Consider the following 20,254-nt stretch of genomic DNA (forward strand, 5'->3'; position numbering starts at 1 on the left):
GCGATACGGATGGGCCGGAGCCACCCCCTCACCCGGAAATCCTGCGGATTTCCGACCTCTCCCCTGGGGAGAGGTGAGAAAACCCCTCTCCTCGGGGAGGGGCCCGACGCCGAAGGCGGCGGGAGGGTGAGGGGGTCGGCACCGCATGGTGTGGGTGGCAGCGGGTCGACCACCCGATGAAAGCCTATCTCACCCGCAAGCTGGTGGCGCTGCCGCTGATCCTGCTCGGCGTGTCCTTCCTGATCTTCGGCGCCGTGCGCCTTCTGCCCGGCGACCCGGCGCGGATCATGGCCGGGCCGCAGGCGACCGAGGACGCGGTCGACGGCATGCGCGCCCGGCTCGGCCTCGACCAGCCCTTCCTGGTGCAGTACGGGCTGTTCCTGAGCCGCGCCGTGCAGGGCGATTTCGGCGAGTCGATCAAGTCGAAGAAGCCGGTGATCGACGAGGTCGCCGAGCGCTTCTCCTACACCCTGTCGCTGGCCGTGGTCAGCTACGCCGCCGCCATCCTGATCGGGGTCGCGGCCGGGATGCTGGCCGCGGTCTACCGCAACGCCTGGCCCGATCATGCGGTGATGGTCGCCGCGATCGGCGGCGCTTCGATCGCCAATTTCTGGCTGGCGCTGATGATGATGAACCTGCTGGCGGTGCAGCTGAAGTGGCTGCCGCTGCTGGGCGCGGGAGGCTGGCAGAACTACGTCATGCCGTCGATCGCTCTCGGCCTGCTGCCGGCCGCGCTGATCGCGCGCATGACCCGGTCGAGCATGCTGGAGGTGATCGGCCAGGACTATATCCGCACCGCGCGGGCCAAGGGCCTCGGCCCCCGGGTGATCTACCGCAAGCACGCGCTGCGCAACGCGCTGATCCCGATCGTCACCATCGTCGGGCTGAACTTCGGCGGCCTCCTGGGCGGCGCCGTGGTCACCGAATCCGTGTTCAACTGGCCCGGCATCGGCCGCCTGCTGGTCGACGCCGTGCGCTATCGCGACTATCCGATCATCCAGGGCGTGACGCTGCTGACCGTGGTGTCGGTGGTGGTGGTCAACTTCCTGGCCGATCTGCTGATCGCCGCGATCAACCCCCGTATCCGCTTCGACTAGGACCGTGCCGTGACCAGCCTCGCCGACAGCGACGATCTTCCGGCCGCCCCGTCCCGGGCGAAGCGGCTGGGCCGCATCCTGCGCCGGCACAAAAACCTGACGATCGGCGGTGCCATGGTGCTGCTGCTGGTGCTCGCCGGCCTCCTGGCGCCGCTGCTGGCCACCCATGACCCGACGCAGCAATCGCTGGCCACAGCGCTGCGGCCGCCTTCGGCCGAGCACTTGTTCGGCACCGACCAGTACGGCCGCGATCTCTATTCCCGCATCCTCTACGGCGCCCGGCTGTCGCTCTTGGAGATCGCGCTCGGCGTCGGCATCGCGCTGGCGGTCGGCATCCCGCTCGGCCTCCTGGCCGGCTATTTCGGCGGCCGGATCGACCAGGTGATCATCTGGCTGATGGACATCCTGTTCGCCTTCCCGGGCGTGGTGCTGGCGATCCTGATCGTCAGCATCCTCGGCACCGGCCTCGTCAACCTGATGATCGCGATCGCCATCTTCTCGATCCCGGTCTATGGCCGCCTGGCCCGCAACCTGGCGCTGGCGCTGAAGCAGGTGGAGTACACCGAGGCGGCGCGGGCGCTGGGCGCCGGCCTCTGGCGCATCCTGTTCCGCCACATCCTGCGCAACGCGCTGGGGCCGATCATCGTGCAGGCGACGCTGACCGCAGGCACGGTGGTGCTGACCGCGGCCAGCCTCAGCTTTCTCGGCCTCGGCGCCCAGCCGCCGACGCCGGAATGGGGCGCGATGATGAGCGACGGGCGCAACTTCCTCGGCGTGAACCTCTACCTGTCACTGTTCCCCGGCCTTGCCATCACCTTCTCGGTGCTGGGCTTCAACCTGTTCGGCGACGGGCTGCGCGACCTGCTGGATCCGCGGCGCTAGCCGGGAAGCTGCTCGACCCGATCAAGCGACCGCAGGCGGTCGTCGCGCAGATGGCCGCCGAGCGAGGCGCTGACCGCGGCGATGAAGGCGCCGATCAGCAGCGACAGGAAGGCGGCGAAGGCGGTCGACAGCCCGGCCTTGCGGGCGGCATCCGCTGTCTCGCGCGCTTTCGTCGCCGCGGCGTCGACCTGGGCCATCATCTCGTCCACCCGCTTCTCGGCATCGGCCTGGCTGAGGCCGGTGCGCTGCGCCGCCAGCTGGGCCAGGTAGGTCCTGTCGGCCGGCGGTAGACTGCCGGTCGCAGCGGCGTTGGCCAGGATCCGCGCCACTTCCGGCCGCGGATCGCCGGCACCGCCGGCCGGTGTCGGAGCGTTGGGCGCGGGCCGGAACAGCAGGTCGATGGCATAGCCGGTCGGGTCGGCGGGCGCGGCCGCCGGGGCGGATGCAGCCGCCCCCTGCGCCGCCCCGGATGCGACCGTCGCCGTGGCCTGGACGCCGGTCGACGCGGCGCCGTAGGTGACGAAGCCCAGCACCACGGCGACGAACAGGGTGGAGACGCACCAGGTGAGGAATCCGTGCGCGGTGTCGCGGAAGGCGACCTCGTCGGTGTGGATGTTCACCCAGCGCGTCCTGAGCCGCCCGGTAATGTAGCCGCCGAAGGCGGAAGCCACCCATTGGATGACGATCAGCCCGACCGCGGTGGTCACGGCATAAGTGCCGGCGGTGACGCCGGAACCGGGCCAGGGCGAGACGATCGACAGGCCGAAGCCGGTTCCCAGGACTATCAGCGCCAGGGTCACGGCGGCGGCCACCGCCGCGCCGGCCAGGACGGCGCCCCAGGAGACGGCGGACGATGCCGCCTCCACCGCCGGAGCGGCGGTGCGCGGTTCGGGAGTGAGGTCGACCATCTTCTCCTCCCTCAGTCGAACAGCAGCAGGATCAGGATGATCACCGGGATCGGAACCCCGAGAAGCCAGAGAAGAATGCCGCGGCCCATATCGGCCTCCTGAAGCAGAATCGTTCATTCTGCGAATGGCGCGGCGACCGCTTGCGTTCCGCCGGAGGCGGATTCCGATGCCGCGACGTCAGGCGATGAAGGTCGCCGCCGTCACCGCCAGGAGGACGGCGGCCAGCGCCAGGTTGATCCGGCGCGAGCTGACCGGGTCGCGCAGCAGGCGGGACAGCGACGCGCCCGCCAGCAGCCAGCAAAGGTGGATCAGCACGATCATCACGCTGAGCAGCGCCGTCTTCACCATGGCGTCCAGGCCCGGGGCCCCGGCGAAGACGGTGGTGCCGGCGAACACCGCGGCGATGGCGACATAGGCCTTGGGATTGGCGATGGCGAGCAGGAAGCCGCCAAGGAAGCCCGGCGCGGCCGCGGCATCCGCCCGGCGGTCGAGCGGCGGTGCGGTGGCGATCCTGAACGCCAGATACAGGATATAGGCAGCGGAGAGGACGCCGAGCACGAGGGCGCCGTGCGGCACCGACGTCACCAGCGCCACCACCCCGGCCGCCACCGCCAGCAGCACTGCGGTCGTGCCGGCGATCAGCCCGGCGGCGTAAGCAAGGGAGCGGCGGACGCCGAAGGAAGCGCCGACCGCGGTCAGGCTGATCGTCGACGGGCCGGGCGTGCCCATGACCGCCAGCGACGCCAGCGTCAGCGCCGCCAGGGGCTGCCACAGTCCCGCGATGTCGGTCCCCATATCGAGCTGTCCAGACGTGATGTGCCGGGGCGACGTTAGCCGGGGGCGGTAGGCTCGTCTTGGACGGAGGTGCTGTCCCGCCATGATCGCGCCAACGAAGCGGAACAGCGGAGGCGGAGGCCCTGTTGCCCCGAGGTATGCAACCCGGAGGTGAGACCATGGCGACCAAGGAAAAGACGCTGGACGATCTCTTCCTCGATACGCTGAAGGACATGTACCACGCGGAGAAGCAGATCCTCCGCGCCCTGACCAAGATGGCGAAGTCGACCCAGACGGACGAGCTGGCCCAGGCCTTCGAGACCCATCGCGACCAGACCGACGGCCATGTGCAGCGGCTGGAGCAGGTGTTCGAGATCTTCGGCAAGCGGCCACAGGCCAAGCCCTGTGAGGCGATTCAGGGGATCATCGCCGAAGCGACCGACATCATGGACGAGTTCAAGGGCACCCAGGCCCTCGATGCCGGCCTGCTGTCGGCGGCCCAGGCGGTCGAGCACTACGAGATCACCCGCTACGGCACGCTCAAGGCCTGGGCGACGCAGCTGAGGAAGAAGGATGCGGCCGACCTGCTCGACCAGACGCTGCAGGAGGAGAAGAAGACTGACGAGCTCCTCAACAAGCTCGCAATGCGCAGCCTGAACAAGAAGGCGGCCTGACCGGCCCGGCGACCGCCGGAGATTCCCGGTGGCCGCCGCTTCTGAGCGGAGGGGCCGCGCCGTCGGCCGCCGCCCCTCCGAACGCCGGGAGGTGCACGTGTTCGGGAAGCTGAGCTGGGACGCCATCCCGATCGACCAGCCGATCTCGATGGCCGCTTCCGCCGTCTCCGCCCTCGCGATCACCGGCGTCCTGGCCTGGGTCGTGCTGGCCGGGCATTGGCCCTATCTGTGGCGCGGCTGGATCACCAGCCTCGATCACCGGCGGATCGGCGTGATGTATGTGCTGCTGGCGCTGGTGATGCTGGCCCGCGGCTTCGCCGACGCGCTGATGATGCGGTCGCAGCAGGCGGTCGCGTTCCGGGCGCCTGGCTACCTGCCGCCCGAGCACTACAACCAGGTGTTCTCGGCACATGGCACGATCATGGTGGTCTTTGCCGCGATGCCCTTCGTCATCGGGCTGATGACCTATGCCGTGCCGCTGCGGCTCGGGCTGCGCCGCGTCGCCTACCCCGCCCTGCACGCCGTCGGCTTCTGGCTGGCGGTCGCCGGGGCGACGCTGGTGAACATCTCGCTGGTGGTCGGCGGGTTTGCCTCCACCGGCTGGGTGCCTGTGCCGCCGCTGAGCGAGCCGAAATACGCCCCGGAGGTCGGGGTCGACTATGACCTCTGGGCGGTCCAGATCGCCGGCATCGGCCTGCTGCTGGCCGGGATCAACCTGGTCGCAACCATTCTGGGGCGGCGGGTGCCGGGCGCGCGCAGCCGTCCGCTGCCGGTCTTCTGCTGGGCCGCGCTGGGGACGGGGCTGCTGATCCTGGCGGCGGTGCCGGCCCTGCTGACCGCGCTGGCGCTGCTGACGCTGGACCGAACCCTCGGCTTCCGCTTCTTCGCGCCGGACGCCGGCGGCAGCATCGCGGCCTTCACGACGCTGGTCCAGGCCTGGGCCTATCCACAGCTCTACATCCTGATCCTGCCCATCCTAGGCGTCGTTTCGGAGGTGACCGCCGCCGCCTGCGGCCGGCCGCTGTCCGGCCGCCGCACCATGGTGGCGGCCGTGATCGCCATCGCCGCCGCCGGCCTCGCCGTCTGGCTGGACCGCCTGCTCGCCCTGTGGACGGGTGCCGGAGCCGGCGGCGTCTCCGGCATGGCCGACGCCGTGGCCGCCGCCGCGATCGGCGTGATGCTGTATCACTGGCTGGCCACGATCCTGGGCGGCCGCGTCCGGCTCGACACACCGCTGCTGTGGGCGCTCGGCGCCATGGCGACCCTCGCGCTCGGTGTCATCACCGGGCTGCTGCTGGCGATGCTGCCGACCGATGCCGGGGTGCGGGCCAGCCTGGCCGCGGTGGCCCAGTTCCACGCCCTGGCCGGCGCGGTCCTGTTCGGTGCCGTCGCCGGCTATGCCGCCTGGTTCCCCAGGGCCTTCGGCCTCCCGCTCGCCGACGACTGGGGCCGCGCCGCCTTCTGGTTCACCTTGGCCGGCCTCCTTCTCACCTTTGTGCCGCTCGCCGCGGCCGGCCGGCTCGGCATGCTGCCGCGGCTGCAGAGCTACGACGTCGCGGCGTGGCAGCCCTGGATGATCGCCGCCGCGGCCGGCACGGCGGTCGCCCTGTGCGGCGGCGCCTGCCTCGTGGCCCAGCTCGCCGCCAGCATCCTGGACGCGGCCGGCGTTCCGCGTCGCGACGGGCTGCGCCCCCGAGCCGGCGAGGTGCCGCGGACCAACCCGGCCGGTTTCCTTTGTGGCGTCTTCGCCACGGCGCTGGGATTCGGTGCGATCTGGCACATCTGGTGGCTGGCGGCGCCGGGCGCGGCGGGGATCGCCGCTACCCTGCTCGCCCTGGGATGGCGCTCGGCTCCGCTCTCCCGGCATCGAGACGCACGGCCCGCAGCCGCAGCGCATTACCGATCACCGAGACGGAGCTGAGCGCCATGGCCGCGGCCGCGATCTCCGGGCTCAGCAGCAGGCCGAGGGCCGGGTACAGCACCCCCGCCGCCACCGGCACGCCGACCGCGTTGTAGATGAAGGCGAAGAACAGATTCTGGCGGATGTTCCGCATGGTCGCGCCGCTGAGCGCCCGGGCCCGGGCGATGGCGGCGAGGTCGCCCTTCACCAGCGTCACATGCGCGCTCTGGATCGCCACGTCGGTGCCGGTGCCCATGGCGATGCCGACATCCGCCTCGGCCAGGGCCGGGGCGTCGTTCACCCCGTCGCCGGCCATCGCCACCACCCGCCCCTCCCCCTTCAGGCGCCGGACGATCGCGCCCTTGTCCTCGGGCAGCACCTCGGCCTCGACCTCGTCGATGCCGAGCCGCCCGGCCACCGCCGCCGCCGTGGTCTTGTTGTCGCCGGTCAGCATGACGACGCGCAGCCCGGCGTCTCGCAGCGCCGCGATGGCGCCCGGCGTCGTTTCCTTCACCGGATCGGCCACGGCGACCAGGCCGGCGACGGCGCGGTCCTGCACCAGATGCACCACCGTGGCGCCGTCGCGCCGCAGCGCCTCCGCCTCCTCCGCCATCGCGCCGGAATCGACGCCCAGCTCCTGCAGCAGGGCGACGTTGCCGAGCGCGATCTCCCGCCCCTCGATCCGAGCCGTGACGCCCTTGCCGGTCAGCGAGCGGAAGTCCGCGACCGCCGCGGGCGACTGCCCGCGCTCGGCGGCGCCGGCCAGGATCGCCGCGGCCAGCGGATGCTCGCTGCCGCGCTCGAGGCCGGCGGCGAGGCGCAGCAGCTCGCCTTCCTCCTGCCCCGGCGCCGGGACCACCCGGACCAGGCGCGGCTTGCCCTCGGTCAGGGTACCGGTCTTGTCGACCACCAGCGTGTCGACCGCCTCGAACCGCTCCAGCGCCTCCGCATCCTTGATCAGCACGCCCAGCCGGGCGCCGCGGCCGACCCCGACCATGATCGACATCGGCGTGGCGAGGCCAAGAGCGCAGGGGCAGGCGATGATCACGACCGAGACCGCGGCCACGAGCGCAAAGGCGAGCGCCGGCGACGGCCCCCACACCGCCCAGGCGATGAAGGCCAGCACCGCGATCACCACCACGGCCGGCACGAACCAGGCCGAGACCTTGTCCGCCAGGCGCTGGATCGGCGCCCGGCTGCGCTGGGCCTGGCCGACCATCTCGACGATGCGGGCCAGCACCGTCTCGCTGCCCACCCGCTCGGCCCGCATGACGAAGCCGCCGGTGCCGTTGACCGTGCCGCCGATCACCTTGTCTCCAGGCGCCTTCTCCACCGGCATCGCCTCGCCGGTGACCATGCTCTCGTCGACCGCGCTGCGGCCCTCCTCCACCGCGCCGTCGACCGGCACCTTGTCGCCCGGCCGGACGCGCAGCCGGTCGCCGATATGGACGTGCTCGAGCGGGATCTCCTCGTCCGACCCGTCGTCGCGCACCCGCCGCGCCAGCTTGGGCGCGAGGTCGAGCAGGGCCCGGATCGCGCCGCCGGTGCGCTCGCGCGCCCGCAGCTCCAGCACCTGGCCCAGCAGCACCAGCACGGTGATCACCGCCGCTGGCTCGAAATAGACCGCGACGGTGCCGTCCGTGTCGCGGAAGCCTTCCGGGAACACCCCGGGTGCGAGGGCCGCGACCAGGCTGTAGAGCCAGGCGACGCCGGTGCCGAGCGCGATCAGCGTGAACATGTTCAGGCTGCGCCGGACCACCGACTGCCAGCCGCGGACGAAGAACGGCCAGCCGGCCCAGAGCACGACCGGCGTGGCCAGGACCAGCTGGATCCATAGCGCGGTTCGCGTGCCGATCACATGGGCGATGCCGAGCCCGAGCCAGTGATCGCCCATTTCCAGGACGACGATCGGGATGGTGAGGACGAGGCCGATCCAGAACCGCCGCCGCATGTCCGCCAGCTCCGGGCTCGGCCCCGCCTCCGCCGTCGCCCGCTCCGGCTCCAGCGCCATGCCGCAGATCGGGCAGTTGCCCGGCCCTGGCTGGCGGATCTGCGGGTGCATCGGGCAGGTGTAGATGGTGCCGGGCGGCACATCGGCCGCGGCGCCGTGGCCGGGGTGGTGGTGGTGCGCCGGATGGTCGTGATGCGCATGGGCCATGGGCTGCTCCCTTCGCTGTCCCAGCGAGATGGGGCTTCCAGCAGATGGAAGGTCAACGGCCCGGGGTCGGCCTCCGGTTCGGAGACCGGAATTTAACTCGACATTATGTTATACAAATTCAAATTGACATCGATCGATGCGCATATATGGTCGAGAATATATACGGCTGGAGTGAATTTATCCAAAATTCCTCACGCCGCATCTGCAAAATGCAGGACAGCGCGTCACCCGGATCGATCATGGCCCCGACACCCGACATCCTTCCCGTCTCGCCCGTCGCCCGTCTGCCGCAGAAGCCGGCGGAGCAGGAGGCGTCGATCCAGGCCGTGCTGGACGGCGCCGCCTTCGCCGGCGCCCGCGGCTGGGTGCCGGCCACCAGCGGCAACTTCTCGGCCCGGATCGACGCGGGCAGCATCGCCATCACCGCGACCGGCACCGACAAGGCCCGGCTGACCCGGGACGACATCATCACCGTGTCGCTGGCCGACCCGGCGCATCCGCGCGCCTCGGCCGAGGCGCCGCTGCATGTCGATTTGTACCGGGCCTTCCCGGAGATCAGCGCGATCTTCCACGTGCACAGCCCGGCGGCGACGCTGCTGTCGCTGGTCGATCAGGACAAGGGCGCGGTCCGGATCCAGGGCTTCGAGCTGCAGAAGGCGCTGGCCGGGGTGAAGACCCATGAGGTCGCCGTCGACATCCCGGTCTTCGCCAATTCGCAGGACATGGCGGTTCTGGGCCCGCAGGTGCTGGCGCGGCTGGGCGATGCCCCGGCGGTGCCGGGCTATCTCCTGGCCGGTCACGGGCTCTACGCCTGGGGCCGCACCCCGGCCGAGGCGCGGCGCCATCTCGAGGCGCTGGAGGTCCTGCTGGGCTTCGAATTCGAGCGACGGAGGCTGCAGCCATGACCCGGCTCTATGTCTATGACGAGACCAACCCCGCGGCGCTGCTGGTGGACACCGAGGACGGCGCCGAGATCGCGCGCGAGCTGAACGCCATCGGCGTGCGGTTCGAGCGCTGGGAGGCAAGTGCGCCGCTGGCGGCCGATGCCGACCAGGACGCCGTGATCGCGGCCTACAAGCCGGAGATCGACCGGCTGAAGGCGGAATGCGGCTACAAATCGGTGGACGTGGTGCGGATGCAGCCGGACCATCCGCAGCGCGAGGCCTTCCGCGAGAAGTTCCTGGACGAGCACACCCACAGCGAGGACGAGGTGCGGTTCTTCGTCGAGGGCTCCGGCGCGTTCTACCTACGCAGGGCCGGCCGGGTGTTCAAGGTGGTGTGTACCAAGGACGACCTGATCAGCGTGCCGGCCGGCACCACCCATTGGTTCGACATGGGCCCGGCGCCGCGCTTCACCGCCATCCGCCTGTTCGAGAACCCGGACGGGTGGATCGCCAACTTCACCGGCGACACCATCGCCCGCCGCTTCCCGCTCTACGCGGGCTAACCCGGATGCTGGGAGGAGCGGCACCGCCCTCCCCCTCACCCTCCCGGCCCTGACGGGCCGGGCCCCTCCCTCTCCCCGAGGAGAGGGGAATATGAGCCGCACTCCCCACACCTCTCCCCTGGGGAGAGGTCGAAATTGCGCAGCGATTTCGGGTGAGGGGGCAGCACCGGCCCATCCGCATTCGCTCCGGCGCCTTTCAGGAACTCCCCACATGACCTCCTCCCGCGACCACAGCTTCCCGTTCGGCCGCCGCCGCTTCCTGGCCGGGGCCTCCGCCGGCGCCCTCGGGCTCGGCCTGTCCGGCACGCCGCTCGGCCGCGCCTTTGCGCAGACGAAGCGCTTCGACGGGCAGAGCCTGAACCTGATGATCATCCAGCCGCATGTGGTGGCCGGGAGGTATCTGGCGGAAGCCTGGGAGAAGCTGACCGGCGGCAAGGTCAACGTCACCGCCGTGCCCTACGACCAACTGCAGGCCAAGGCGACGCTGGACGTCCAGTCCGGCACCAACAATTTCGACGTGATCGACTACTGGTACACCGGAGTCGGCGCGCTGGCGGATGACGGCATCATCGTCGACGTCACCGCATGGATCGAGCGCGACCGCGCCGAGATTCAGCCCGACGACTATCTGCGCTCGATCTACGATCCCTACACGCTGGCCGACGGCAAGCGCTGGGGCCTGCCCTATGACGGCGACAGCCACCTCCTGTTCTACAACAAGGAGATCTTCGACCGGCACGGGCTGAAGCCGCCGACCACCTGGGACGAGTATCTGGAGCGGTCGACGGCGATCACCGAGGCCGAGAAGGCCAACGGCATCTACGGCGCCGCGGTACTGGGCGGCAAGGCGCCGATCATCATCGGCGCGTCCTACGCCAACCGCCTGGCCGGCTTCGGCGGCCGCTACCTGAAGGAGGATGGCGCCTCCGCCCTCGACGAGAGCCCGGCGGTCGAGGCGGCGAAGGCGCTGAAGGACGCCGCGCCCCCGGCCCTGCCGACGCCGCTGGAGACGCGGTTCGAGGAAGGCCTTCCGGCCTTCCTGTCGGGCAAGGTCGCGATGATCGAGTTCTGGAGCGACCTCGGCGTCTACGCCCAGGACCCGAAGGGGTCGAAGATCGTCGACAAATGGGACGCGGTGCGCATCCCGGTCGGCGGCTCCAACAAGACCAGCCGGCTGGCGCTCAACTCCGGCTTCGCCTTCGCCATCTCCGCGGGCTCCGAGAAGCAGGAGCACGCCTGGGAGTTCATCAAGTTCGCCACCAGCGCCAAGACGGGCCTCGGACTGCTGCTGACCACCGGCAGCGGCATCGACCCGGACCGGACCTCGACCCTGAACGCGCCGGAATACAAGGACTTCGCGCCGAAGGTGCAGACCGCGCTGGCCGGGGCGCTGGAGAACGGCCTGCCCTGGCCGAACGGCCCGGACTCGCCGCAGCTGATGCAGGCGCTGGCCGACGAGCTGGCGCTGGTGCTGGCCGACCAGAAGTCGCCCGAGGAGGCGATCGCGGCCGCGCATGAGCAGTGGACCGCGATCATCGGTTCGTGATGGCCCTGGCGGAGAGCATCGAGACGGCACAAGTGGAGGCGCCGGCGCGGCGGCGGTGGCGGCTGGGGACGGCGTCCCTGGCCTCGCCGCTGGTGGTGACGCTGGTGCTGACCACGCTCTATCCGCTGGTGACGCTGGTCGCCCTCTCCCTCAGCAAGAGCACGCTCGGCAAGCCGCTGCGCGACTGGGCCGGCCTCGCCAATTTCGCGCGGGTGCTGGGCGACCCGGCCTTCCTGGCCTCGCTGTGGCGCAGCGCCGCCTTCGCCCTGCCGATGGCGGCGGTCGAGCTGGTGCTGGGCCTGGCGCTGGCCCTCTTGTTCCACCGGCTGGTCCGCGCCGGCCGGGTGTTCACCAGCCTGGCGCTGCTGCCGCTGATGACCCCGCCGGTGATGGTCGGCGTCGCCTGGAAGCTGATCTTCGCCGCCGATGGCGGCCTGTTGAACGGCTGGCTGCGCGCCGCCGGGCTGATCGACGCGCCGATGAGTTTCCTCGGCTCTTCCGCCTGGGCCGCCATCGCCGTCGTGATCGCCGACGCCTGGCAGTGGACGCCCTTCGTCGCCCTGCTCTGCTTCGCCGCGATCAAGGGCCTGTCGGAGGAGGTGATGGAGGCGGCGCGGCTGGACGGCGCCACGACTTGGCAGCGCTTCCGACACATCACCCTGCCGCTGCTGGTGCCGACGTTGGCCGCCGTGTTCCTGCTGCGCCTGGTCATGGCCTTCAAGCTGTTCGACCTGGTCTATGTGCTGACCTTCGGCGGGCCAGGCTTCGACACCACCACCTCCGGCTTCCTGATCTGGCGCCTGGCCTTCGAGCAGTTCGACATCGGCCGCGCCGCCGCGGCGACCCTGGTCTTCACAGGATTCGTCAGCCTGGTGGTCTGGCCAGCCTCGCGCGCGGCCAAGCGGCTGGAGGCGCGCTACTCATGACCGTCGCCGCCCATGCGTCACGGCCGGAGGCGCCGCACCGCCGGTCCTGGATCGACCTGGTCGCCGTGCTGGTGGCGGCGGCCTTCCTGCTGCCGCTGGCCTATCTGCTCTCGGTCTCCTTCAAGTCGCCGGACCAGGTGCTGAGCGGCAGCTTCCTGCCGGAGGCGCCGACCCTGGCCAACTGGCCAGCGGCGTTCGGCGCCACCCCGCTGACCCGTTTCATCGTCAATTCGGTGCTGACCGCGGTGCTGGGCGGCATCGTCACCATCCTGATCGCCCTGCCGGCGGCCTATGCCTGCCTGCGCCTGGACAAGGCGGGAGAGCGGCTGATCTCGATCGCCTTCGGCAGCTTCGTCGCGCCGCCGATCGTGGCCGCGATCCCGTTCTTCTTCCTCTTGAAGGCGACCGGGCTCCTCAACAGCGTGATCGGCCTGGCTCTGGTCTACGGCCTGACCAACGTGCCCGTGGCGCTGTGGCTCTTGATCCCGTTCCTGCGGCGCATCCCGCGCGAGATCGAGGACGCGGCGGCGATCGACGGCGCCGGGCCGCTCCTGACCCTGGCGCGGGTGATCGCGCCCCTGGCCGCCCCGGGCATCGCGGCGACCACGATCATCACCATCATCCTCGGCTATAACGAGTTCCTGTTCGCCTCGGTCTTCACCTTCGCCGACGAGACCCGGACACTGACCGTCGGCATCTCGCTGTTCCAGGGCGACCGGCTGGTGAATTTCGGCCAGATGGCCGCGGCGTCGCTGGTCGGGATCGCGCCGATCTATCTCATTGCCCTGCTGGCCCAGCGCTGGCTGGTGGCGGGGCTGACCGAGGGGAGCGTGAAGTGACCGATACCGTTCGCCCACTGGACGTCCCGGCCGCCCGCGCCTATCTCGCCGCCCATCCGGACCTGGCCGCCATCCTCGGCGGTGACCCGGAGGGTTGGGACCTGCGCGAGGCCAGCGACGGCTTCCTCAACGTCGTTTTCCTGATCCGCGGCCCGGCCGGCGGGCTGTGCCTGAAGCAGGCCCTGCCTTGGGTCCGCCATGCCGGCGAGAGCTGGCCGCTGCCGGACAACCGCGCCTTCTTCGAGCAGTCCTACCTCGCCATTGTCGGGCCGCTGGCCGAGGGCGCGCTGCCGAAGCTGTACCACTACGACCCCGGCCGCCAGATCCTGGCGATGGAGCTGCTGTCGCCGCATGAGACGCTGCGCTACGCCTTGATCGAGGGCCGGCGCTTCCCCCGCGTCTCGGCCGATATCGGCGCCTTCGTCGCCCGCGCCTGCTACCGCACCTCGCCCTTTCACCAGCCCCTGGAGCGGGTGCGCGAGTGGCAGGCCCGCTTCGCCGCGGGGGTCGAGCTGCAGCGCATCACCCTCGACCTGATCTTCCAGGACGCCTATCGCGACAACCCGCGCAGCTCCTGGACCAGCCCGCAGCTGGACGACCTGGCCTACGGCTTCCGCGAGGATGTGGCCCTGAAGCGCGCCGCCGGCCGCCTGGCCCAGCGCTTCCTGACCGTGGGCCAGGCGCTGATCCATTCCGACCTGCACACCGCGGCGATCATGGTGACCGAGACGGACACCCGGGTGATCGACCCGGAATTCGCCCTCTACGGCCCGATCGGCTTCGATCTCGGCGCCTATCTCGCCAACATCCTGATCAGCCACCTGGCCCAGCCCGGCCATGCCGGGCCGGGCGACGACCGAGCCGCCATGGCCGAATGGCTCTTGGAACAGCCGGCGCTGCTGTGGGACAGTTTCAGCCACAGCTTCCGCCGGCTATGGGAGACGGGAGGCGGCGGCGATGCCTATCACGACGACCTGTTCCCGAAGCCGGGCTCGGCCGCCCTGCTGCGGCCGGACTATCGGGCGCTGGAGGATGAGATCTTCGCCGACATGGTCGGCTTCGCCGCGCTGAAGATGATCCGTCGGGTATTCAGCTACGCCCATGTCGCCGACTTCCTGCGGATCGCCGACCCGGACCGCCGCGCCGCCTGCGAGCGCCGCACCGTGCTGCTGGCCCGGCGCATGCTGACGGAGCCCGAGAGCTTCCGCACGCCAGACGATATCGTCGCCGCCACCCGCGCGGCCTGAGAGACCAAGATGACCCTGACCTATCAGACCCACCCGATCGACCTGATCCTGCTCGACATCGAGGGGACGATCAGCTCGCAGCGCTATGTGCTGGACGTGCTGTACCCCTTCGCGCGCGAGCGCATCCCGGCCTTCGTCGCCCGGCACCCGGACCATCCGGTGGTGCAGCGCGCCCTGAAGGAGACGGCGGAGCGGATCGAGCCCGGCCAGGACCCGGTCGCCGCCCTGATCGCCTGGCAGGATGCCGACCAGAAGGTGCCGCCCTTGAAGCTGCTGCAGGGGCTGGTCTGGGAGGAGGGCTACAGGGAAGGCGCCTTCCAGGGCCACATCTACGACGACGCCCATGCGGCGCTGGAGGGCTGGCACAAGGCCGGCGTGCCGCTGCACATCTTCTCCTCCGGCTCGGTCAAGGCGCAGGTCGAGTTCTTCCAGCATTCCAACCGCGGCGACCTGCGGCCCTTCTTCGGCCGGCATTACGACACCGACATCGGCGCCAAGGTGGAGCCCGGCTCCTACGCCAAGATCGCGGCCGATCTGGGTGCCGCGCCGGACCGCATCCTGTTCCTGACCGACAATCCGCGCGAGGTCGCGGCGGCGCACCAGGCGGGCGTGCATGTGGTCCAGATCATCCGCGACGACACGGTGAAGCCGAACGAGGTGGGCGCGCCGATCGTGGCGGATTTCGACCAGCTGCGGGAGTTGGTGGCGTTCGGCTGAGGCAGCGTCAGCGCCGCCGGCCGGACAGGCTGCGGAAGGTGACCGACCAGCGGGTCGCCTCCATCTCCGGGATGCTGTGCTCCCACTCGTGGCGCGCCTCGCCAGCCAGGTGGTAGGCGGAGCGCGGCGGCAGCGGCAGCGAGACGCGGTCGAAGCCGCCTTCCGGCCGGCGGCGTCGGAAGCGCATCGTCGCCGCGGCGCCGAGCGACACGCCGACCACATGCGCGAAGACCGGCCGGTCCCGGTGCCAGCCGATGCCGGCGCCGGGGTCGTAGCGGATCAGCAGCGCCTGGGCGAGCTCCGCCGGCCCCAGCCCGGCGAAGCGGGCCATCCTCTCGCGCAGCGGCAGCAGCCAGTCCGGGATCGGTTCCGCCGGCCGGAAGCTGCCATCGTCGAAGTCGTAGCGCCAGCCGAAGCTGGCGGTCAGGCGCCGCCCTTCCCAGCCGTGAAAGCGGAAGGGCGACAGCTCCACCGCATCGATCGCCGCGATCAGCTGCCGCTCCTCCTCCGCCGAGACGATCTCCGCGGCGGTGGACAGGCCGGCGAGCGGCGGCGGGCCGAACAGGTCGGGCTGCACGGCGGATCTTCGCCCCAGTCGTTGCTCCGCCATCGATATGGCACCCGCGGGCGGTTCCGGCAAAGGCCAGCGGGCGAGGGCTGCGACGGCGTGCCGCCGCCACCTCGGCCCCGGCCGACGCAACTTCATTGGCAGGCCTCCGGATGAAGAGACGAGGCGAGGCGCGCATGCTTGTGGACCTGCACACCCGCTCGGCGGGATACTCCGGAGACATGTTGGACCGGGATGAGGCCCGCCGACCATGAAGCCGATGGGTGAGGAGCATTTCGCGATCCTGCGTCGGCACATGGTCGAGGTGATCGCGATCCATGTCGATCTGATGAGCGACGAGCTCGGCCGAGCCACGCTCGACGGACGGGTGCTGGCGGCGATGGAGCGAGTGCCGCGGCACCTCTTCGTTCCCCTGCAGCTCGCGACCGTCGCCTATCTCGACCAGCCGCTGCCGATCGGCTTCGACAAGACGATCTCGCAGCCCTTCATCTGCGCGCTGATGACCGACCTGCTGGACCCCGGGCCGGACGAGGTGGTGCTGGAGGTCGGCACCGGCCTCGGCTACCAGGCGGCGGTGCTGGCGGAGCTGGCAACCCAGGTCTGGAGCGTCGAGATCGTCGAGGAGCTCGCCGGCGAGGCCGGGCTGCGCCTGCGCCGGCTCGGCGCGTCCAATATCGGCATCCGCATCGGCGACGGCTCCCGCGGCTGGGCCGAGCACGCCCCCTACGACAAGATCATGGTGACGGCCGCGGCCGAAAGCCCACCGACGGCGCTGCTGGACCAGCTGCGGCCGGGCGGCCGTCTGGTGATGCCGCTAGGCCCTGCCGATGCCCAGATCCTCACGGTCATCGACAAGGACGCGGCCGGAACGCTCTATGCCCGGGAGTCGATCCCGGTGCGCTTCAGCCGGCTGGAGACGGTGCTGTGAGCGGGTTGGGGAGCGGATTTGCTCTGGAGATGTCAGGACGAGGCATCACTGATGCGAGGCCGCCAGATCATCACCCATCTCCGGCGGATGTGCTGCCGAGGTAAGCGAACTTTTCCCGAAGCTGCATCAGGTCGCGCTCGAACTGCTCCAGGGAATAATCAATCTGGGGCGCGGCGCTGGCGTCGGGCCCCTTGGGAAGCTCCGGGTCGATCCGCTTCATGGGATCGATCGCGGAATCCGCTTTCGCCAGGACGGTCGGATCCTGCTTTGCCCCTTCGTCGGCCTTGAGCTGCTGGACCGCGAAGTGGACGTTCCACCGCTCTCGCGACGTCATCTTGTGGCCGGCCTTCCACCGCTGCAGCCACTGCTCCAGTTGGCCCAGCGCATAGCGCAGCTCGGAGTCTCGCCCGGTGCCGGGCATCGCTGTCCTCCGGTTCGGTCTCCAGAAGGACATGGCCGCCGCGAGACGTTCCGGCAAGCCGGGAACATTCCCTCCGCAAGGGAGAGATCACGACAGCGCTAGGCGTGACCGGCCGGTCGCCCTCCCAGCCATTTCAGATAGTCGTATTTGGGCCTCAGCAGTTCCATGTCGCGCTCGAACTCCTGAAAGCTGTAGTCGACCGCGGCGGGATCGGCCGTCTCGATCCGGGGCGAGTGGTCCGGGTCCACCGCGGCCAGGAGATCGGCGATTTCCTGATGCGCCGATGGTTCCGAGTCGTCATGCGCCTCCCCCTCGTCGATATGCAGCTCGCCGACGGCCCGCTTGATGACTGCGAGCTGAGCCTGGTTGGGAGCATGACCGGCACGCCACCGCTCGAGCCAAGCCTCGAGCTGGTTCATCGAGTAACGCAGCTCATCGTTGCGTTCGTTCACGGCCATGATCGTGTCCTTCGGCTATGGTGCCTCTCGGGCTCTTCGTCTTTCATCCCAACGCAGCAGACACAAACGCAATAAAGTGACTTGCACTCAGGGCGGGCGCCGGCTGTTGCCCATGCGAGACATGCGACACTTTGGGAGCCTGCCCTTGAAATCTGACCGACAACCTTGCGTCCTCGTGGTCGAGGACGAATTTCTGGTCGCGCTCCTGCTGGAGGAAGCGCTGACCGAAGCGGGATTCCGCGTCCTGGGCCCGGTGGCGAGTCTCGGTGAGGCCGTGGAGCTGGCAGGGAGCGACAGGCTGGATGCCGCGCTCCTCGACATCGAGCTGTGCCACGGCAACGAGGTTTACCCTGCAGCGGACATCCTGGCGGAGCACAACGTCCCGTTCGCCTTCATCTCCTCTCAGCCGCACGAGCTCATCGAGGACCGATTCATCGCGCGGCCGATGCTGCAGAAGCCGTTCAAGGAGGGTGAGGTGCAGGCGCTCGCAGCGAAACTCGTCCGCTGACGACGAACCGGCGCCGGCTGATCTCGCCGAAGGAGCCGCCGGCCTTCAGCCCGTCGCGGTCAGGCGCCGTCCTACCCCTCCACCGTCCCGATCACCGCCAGGCAGTCCCCCGCCTTCACGAGCCCGGGGAAGTGCCGCGCGGCGAGGATGCCGTCCAGCGCCGCACGGTATTCCGCCGGGGTCTGGCCGGTGCGGTCGACCGGGTGGATGCGGGCGATGACGTCGCCCTTGCGCACCGGGACGCCCAGGTCGACGCAGGTCTCGGCCATCCCGTCCTGCTCGGCGAAGCGGAAGCAGTCGGCGGAGGGCATGTCGAGCCAGCGGCTGGGCGCACGCTCGACCTCGCCCTCGAGAATCCCGGCGTGGCGCAGCAGGTTGCGCACGCCGCGCTTGGCGATCCCCGCCGTGCGCGCCGTGGCGGTGCCGCCGCCGCCGAGCTCGGTGGTGACGAAGACCTTGCCCGCCGCCTCCGCCGCGGTGTCGTACATGCCGACCGCGTCGATCTCCAGCATCCGCATCGAATAGGGGGCGGAGAAGGCCTCCACCGCCGCGAAGCAGCGCGCCTCCTGGTCCTTGTCGGGCAGGATATGGGCGGCGGCGAAGGGCACGAAGTCGAGCGTCCGGCCGCCGGAGTGGAAGTCGAGCACGATGTCGGCCATGGGCAGCAGGGTGCGCTGGAAATAGTCCGCGATCTTCTGCGTCACGGTGCCGTCCGGCCGGCCCGGGAAGCTGCGGTTCAGGTTGCCCTTGTCGATCGGCGAGGTGCGGGTGCCGGCGCGGAAGGCCGGGTAGTTCATCGCCGGCACGATGATCACCCGGCCCCGGACCGCGGCCGGGTCCAGCGTCCGCGCCAGCTCGAACAGCGCGATCGGGCCTTCATATTCGTCGCCGTGATTGGCGCCGGTGAGGAGCGCGGTCGGCCCCTCCCCGTTCTTCACCACGGCGATCGGGATCATCACCGAGCCCCAGGCGGAATCGTCCCGGCTGTAGGGCAGGCGCAGCGTGCCGTGCTGCACCCCGTCGCGGTCGAAATTGACCGACGGGACGATCGGCGAGGGCGGCAGATCAGCAGCGGTCATGATTTGACGAAGAGCTGGCGCGGCACGTCGGCCAGGATCTCGACGCCACTTCCGGTGATGGCGATGCTCTCGGTGATCTCCAGCCCCATCTCCTCCAGCCATAGCCCGGTCATGAAGTGGAAGGTCATGCCGGGCTCCAGCACCGTGCGGTCGCCGGGGCGCAGGCTCATCGTGCGCTCGCCCCAATCCGGCGGATAGCTGAGGCCGATCGGGTAGCCGGTGCGGTTGTCCTTGATGATGCCGTACTTCTTCAGCACGGCGAAGAAGGCGTTGGCGATATCCTCGCAGGTGTTGCCCGGCCGCGCCGCCGCGAGCCCGGCCTCCATCCCCTCCAGCACCGCCTTCTCGGCGTCGAGGAAGGCCTGGGTGGGCTTGCCCAGGAACACGGTGCGCGACAGCGGGCAGTGGTAGCGCTTGTAGCAGCCGGCGATCTCGAAGAAGGTGCCCTCCCCCGACCGCATCGGCTTGTCGTCCCAGGTCAGGTGCGGAGCCGAGGCGTCGGCGCCCGAGGGCAGCAGCGGCACGATCGCCGGGTAGTCGCCGCCGAACCCTTCAACGCCGCGGATGCCGGCGTCGTAGATCTCGGCGACGAGATCGTTCTTGCGCAGGCCGGGCTCGACCTTCTCGACGATCCGCTTGTGCATCGCCTCGACGATGCGGGCGGCCTTGCGCATGTAGTCCAGCTCCTGCGGGCTCTTCACCGCGCGCTGCCAGTTCACCAGCGCGGTGGCGTCGACGAAGCGGGCATTGGGCAGGTGGCGCTGCAGCGAGGCGAAGGCGGCGGCGGAGAACCAGTAGTTGTCCATCTCGACGCCGATCGCGAGGCGCCCCCAGCCGCGCGAATCGATGATCTGCGCCAAGAGGTCCATCGGGTGCCGCTCGGTCGACTGCACGTAATGGTCCGGGTAACCGATGATGTTGTCGTGGGCGAGGTAGGCGGTGCGCTTGGCGCCGTTGGCGTCCTGGCCGCGGCCGTACCAGATCGGCTCGCCCTCCGGCGGCACCAGCACGCCCTGATGGACGTAGAAGGACCAGCCGTCATAGCCGGTCAGCCAGGCCATGTTCGACGGGTCGCTGACCCACAGCAGGTCGATGCCCTGGCGGGCCATGGCGGCGCGGGTCTTGGCCAACCGCTCGGCATATTCCTCGCGGCTGAAGTTCAATTGGACGGACATGC

General features: G+C 70.1%; 21 protein-coding genes. 13 read left to right on the forward strand and 8 right to left on the reverse strand.

Annotated features, from left to right (window positions below):
* The first annotated feature begins 176 nt into the window (after nucleotides 1-176).
* Complete coding sequence (locus tag KXR53_RS11630; protein WP_437375302.1) at nucleotides 177-1,097, forward strand: ABC transporter permease; 921 nt, start codon at nucleotides 177-179, stop codon at nucleotides 1,095-1,097.
* A gap of 9 nt (nucleotides 1,098-1,106) precedes the next feature.
* A complete protein-coding gene (locus KXR53_RS11635; RefSeq protein ID WP_437375303.1) occupies nucleotides 1,107-1,979 on the forward strand; it encodes an ABC transporter permease in 873 nt (290 codons plus the stop codon).
* On the opposite strand, the gene KXR53_RS11640 is transcribed toward KXR53_RS11635, so the two are convergent.
* Together KXR53_RS11640 and KXR53_RS11645 are read right to left on the reverse strand one after the other, a co-directional pair.
* Nucleotides 1,976-2,887, reverse strand: a complete 912-nt coding sequence (locus tag KXR53_RS11640; protein ID WP_437375304.1) for a hypothetical protein — start codon at nucleotides 2,885-2,887, stop codon at nucleotides 1,976-1,978. The genes KXR53_RS11635 and KXR53_RS11640 overlap by 4 nt on opposite strands.
* A gap of 177 nt (nucleotides 2,888-3,064) precedes the next feature.
* On the reverse strand, nucleotides 3,065-3,682 hold the full coding sequence (locus KXR53_RS11645) for a LysE family translocator (protein ID WP_437375305.1): 618 nt from the start codon (nucleotides 3,680-3,682) through the stop codon (nucleotides 3,065-3,067).
* 158 nt (nucleotides 3,683-3,840) lie between these two features.
* Between KXR53_RS11645 and KXR53_RS11650 the strand changes: the two genes are divergently transcribed.
* Both KXR53_RS11650 and KXR53_RS11655 read left to right on the forward strand, forming a co-directional pair.
* Nucleotides 3,841-4,335 carry a ferritin-like domain-containing protein gene (locus KXR53_RS11650; protein WP_437375306.1) on the forward strand — a complete coding sequence of 165 codons (495 nt, stop codon included), beginning with the start codon at nucleotides 3,841-3,843 and terminating at the stop codon, nucleotides 4,333-4,335.
* Nucleotides 4,336-4,432: 97 nt separating this feature from the next.
* Nucleotides 4,433-6,256, forward strand: a complete 1,824-nt coding sequence (locus KXR53_RS11655; protein WP_437375307.1) for a cbb3-type cytochrome c oxidase subunit I — start codon at nucleotides 4,433-4,435, stop codon at nucleotides 6,254-6,256.
* Here the strand turns inward: KXR53_RS11655 and KXR53_RS11660 are convergent.
* The gene (locus KXR53_RS11660; protein ID WP_437375308.1) at nucleotides 6,156-8,393 is read right to left on the reverse strand and encodes a copper-transporting P-type ATPase; all 2,238 of its coding nucleotides are present in this window, start codon (nucleotides 8,391-8,393) and stop codon (nucleotides 6,156-6,158) included. The two genes, KXR53_RS11655 and KXR53_RS11660, sit on opposite strands and share 101 nt — an antisense overlap.
* Nucleotides 8,394-8,632: 239 nt before the next feature.
* On the opposite strand from KXR53_RS11660, the gene KXR53_RS11665 reads away from it, so the two are divergent.
* The 7 genes from KXR53_RS11665 to mtnC all read left to right on the forward strand — a co-directional run bounded on the left by KXR53_RS11665 (nucleotide 8,633) and on the right by mtnC (nucleotide 15,115).
* On the forward strand, nucleotides 8,633-9,298 hold the full coding sequence (locus tag KXR53_RS11665; RefSeq protein WP_437375309.1) for a methylthioribulose 1-phosphate dehydratase: 666 nt from the start codon (nucleotides 8,633-8,635) through the stop codon (nucleotides 9,296-9,298).
* Complete coding sequence (locus tag KXR53_RS11670; protein WP_437375310.1) at nucleotides 9,295-9,840, forward strand: 1,2-dihydroxy-3-keto-5-methylthiopentene dioxygenase; 546 nt, start codon at nucleotides 9,295-9,297, stop codon at nucleotides 9,838-9,840. The genes KXR53_RS11665 and KXR53_RS11670 overlap by 4 nt, the downstream gene beginning before the upstream one ends.
* A gap of 211 nt (nucleotides 9,841-10,051) precedes the next feature.
* Nucleotides 10,052-11,386, forward strand: coding sequence for an ABC transporter substrate-binding protein (locus tag KXR53_RS11675; RefSeq protein ID WP_437375311.1), 1,335 nt, complete (start codon nucleotides 10,052-10,054; stop codon nucleotides 11,384-11,386).
* Entirely contained in the window at nucleotides 11,362-12,312 is a 951-nt protein-coding gene (locus KXR53_RS11680; RefSeq protein WP_437375312.1) for a carbohydrate ABC transporter permease, read from the forward strand. The genes KXR53_RS11675 and KXR53_RS11680 overlap by 25 nt, the downstream gene beginning before the upstream one ends.
* A complete protein-coding gene (locus tag KXR53_RS11685; protein WP_437375313.1) occupies nucleotides 12,309-13,151 on the forward strand; it encodes a carbohydrate ABC transporter permease in 843 nt (280 codons plus the stop codon). The genes KXR53_RS11680 and KXR53_RS11685 overlap by 4 nt, the downstream gene beginning before the upstream one ends.
* Complete coding sequence (gene mtnK, locus KXR53_RS11690; RefSeq protein ID WP_437375314.1) at nucleotides 13,148-14,398, forward strand: S-methyl-5-thioribose kinase; 1,251 nt, start codon at nucleotides 13,148-13,150, stop codon at nucleotides 14,396-14,398. The genes KXR53_RS11685 and mtnK overlap by 4 nt, the downstream gene beginning before the upstream one ends.
* 9 nt (nucleotides 14,399-14,407) lie before the next feature.
* Entirely contained in the window at nucleotides 14,408-15,115 is a 708-nt protein-coding gene (gene mtnC, locus KXR53_RS11695) for an acireductone synthase (protein ID WP_437375315.1), read from the forward strand.
* A 7-nt stretch (nucleotides 15,116-15,122) separates the two neighbouring features.
* Here mtnC and KXR53_RS11700 read toward each other — a convergent pair whose 3' ends face one another.
* Nucleotides 15,123-15,692 (reverse strand): alpha-ketoglutarate-dependent dioxygenase AlkB, encoded by a 570-nt coding sequence (locus KXR53_RS11700; RefSeq protein ID WP_437375316.1) that lies wholly within the window; start codon nucleotides 15,690-15,692, stop codon nucleotides 15,123-15,125.
* 241 nt (nucleotides 15,693-15,933) lie between these two features.
* On the opposite strand from KXR53_RS11700, the gene KXR53_RS11705 reads away from it, so the two are divergent.
* The gene (locus KXR53_RS11705; RefSeq protein WP_437375317.1) at nucleotides 15,934-16,611 is read left to right on the forward strand and encodes a protein-L-isoaspartate(D-aspartate) O-methyltransferase; all 678 of its coding nucleotides are present in this window, start codon (nucleotides 15,934-15,936) and stop codon (nucleotides 16,609-16,611) included.
* Nucleotides 16,612-16,681: 70 nt separating this feature from the next.
* On the opposite strand, the gene KXR53_RS11710 is transcribed toward KXR53_RS11705, so the two are convergent.
* Nucleotides 16,682-17,032 (reverse strand): hypothetical protein, encoded by a 351-nt coding sequence (locus KXR53_RS11710; protein WP_437375318.1) that lies wholly within the window; start codon nucleotides 17,030-17,032, stop codon nucleotides 16,682-16,684.
* Nucleotides 17,033-17,130: 98 nt separating this feature from the next.
* Nucleotides 17,131-17,490: a hypothetical protein gene (locus KXR53_RS11715; RefSeq protein WP_437375319.1), complete on the reverse strand. Its 360-nt coding sequence runs from the start codon at nucleotides 17,488-17,490 to the stop codon at nucleotides 17,131-17,133.
* 175 nt (nucleotides 17,491-17,665) lie between these two features.
* Between KXR53_RS11715 and KXR53_RS11720 the strand changes: the two genes are divergently transcribed.
* A complete protein-coding gene (locus KXR53_RS11720; RefSeq protein ID WP_437375320.1) occupies nucleotides 17,666-17,998 on the forward strand; it encodes a response regulator in 333 nt (110 codons plus the stop codon).
* 71 nt (nucleotides 17,999-18,069) lie between these two features.
* Here the strand turns inward: KXR53_RS11720 and doeB are convergent, their stop codons facing one another.
* A complete protein-coding gene (gene doeB / locus KXR53_RS11725) occupies nucleotides 18,070-19,077 on the reverse strand; it encodes a N(2)-acetyl-L-2,4-diaminobutanoate deacetylase DoeB (RefSeq protein ID WP_437375321.1) in 1,008 nt (335 codons plus the stop codon).
* Nucleotides 19,074-20,252: an ectoine hydrolase DoeA gene (gene doeA, locus KXR53_RS11730; RefSeq protein ID WP_437375322.1), complete on the reverse strand. Its 1,179-nt coding sequence runs from the start codon at nucleotides 20,250-20,252 to the stop codon at nucleotides 19,074-19,076. The genes doeB and doeA overlap by 4 nt, the downstream gene beginning before the upstream one ends.
* Nucleotides 20,253-20,254 lie beyond the last annotated feature (2 nt).

The organism is Inquilinus limosus, assembly GCF_051487185.1.
Taxonomy (GTDB): domain Bacteria; phylum Pseudomonadota; class Alphaproteobacteria; order DSM-16000; family Inquilinaceae; genus Inquilinus; species Inquilinus limosus_F.

Bases quoted from the DNA above. Each gene is read 5' to 3' on its own strand.
- KXR53_RS11630 (WP_437375302.1), top strand. From the start codon at position 177: ATGAAAGCCTATCTCACCCGCAAGCTGGTGGCGCTGCCGCTGATCCTG.
- KXR53_RS11640 (WP_437375304.1), bottom strand. From the start codon at position 2,887: ATGGTCGACCTCACTCCCGAACCGCGCACCGCCGCTCCGGCGGTGGAG.
- KXR53_RS11645 (WP_437375305.1), bottom strand. From the start codon at position 3,682: ATGGGGACCGACATCGCGGGACTGTGGCAGCCCCTGGCGGCGCTGACG.
- KXR53_RS11650 (WP_437375306.1), top strand. From the start codon at position 3,841: ATGGCGACCAAGGAAAAGACGCTGGACGATCTCTTCCTCGATACGCTG.
- KXR53_RS11660 (WP_437375308.1), bottom strand. From the start codon at position 8,393: ATGGCCCATGCGCATCACGACCATCCGGCGCACCACCACCACCCCGGC.
- KXR53_RS11665 (WP_437375309.1), top strand. From the start codon at position 8,633: ATGGCCCCGACACCCGACATCCTTCCCGTCTCGCCCGTCGCCCGTCTG.
- KXR53_RS11670 (WP_437375310.1), top strand. From the start codon at position 9,295: ATGACCCGGCTCTATGTCTATGACGAGACCAACCCCGCGGCGCTGCTG.
- KXR53_RS11675 (WP_437375311.1), top strand. From the start codon at position 10,052: ATGACCTCCTCCCGCGACCACAGCTTCCCGTTCGGCCGCCGCCGCTTC.
- KXR53_RS11685 (WP_437375313.1), top strand. From the start codon at position 12,309: ATGACCGTCGCCGCCCATGCGTCACGGCCGGAGGCGCCGCACCGCCGG.
- mtnC (WP_437375315.1), top strand. From the start codon at position 14,408: ATGACCCTGACCTATCAGACCCACCCGATCGACCTGATCCTGCTCGAC.
- KXR53_RS11705 (WP_437375317.1), top strand. From the start codon at position 15,934: ATGAAGCCGATGGGTGAGGAGCATTTCGCGATCCTGCGTCGGCACATG.
- KXR53_RS11710 (WP_437375318.1), bottom strand. From the start codon at position 17,032: ATGCCCGGCACCGGGCGAGACTCCGAGCTGCGCTATGCGCTGGGCCAA.
- KXR53_RS11715 (WP_437375319.1), bottom strand. From the start codon at position 17,490: ATGGCCGTGAACGAACGCAACGATGAGCTGCGTTACTCGATGAACCAG.
- doeB (WP_437375321.1), bottom strand. From the start codon at position 19,077: ATGACCGCTGCTGATCTGCCGCCCTCGCCGATCGTCCCGTCGGTCAAT.
- doeA (WP_437375322.1), bottom strand. From the start codon at position 20,252: ATGTCCGTCCAATTGAACTTCAGCCGCGAGGAATATGCCGAGCGGTTG.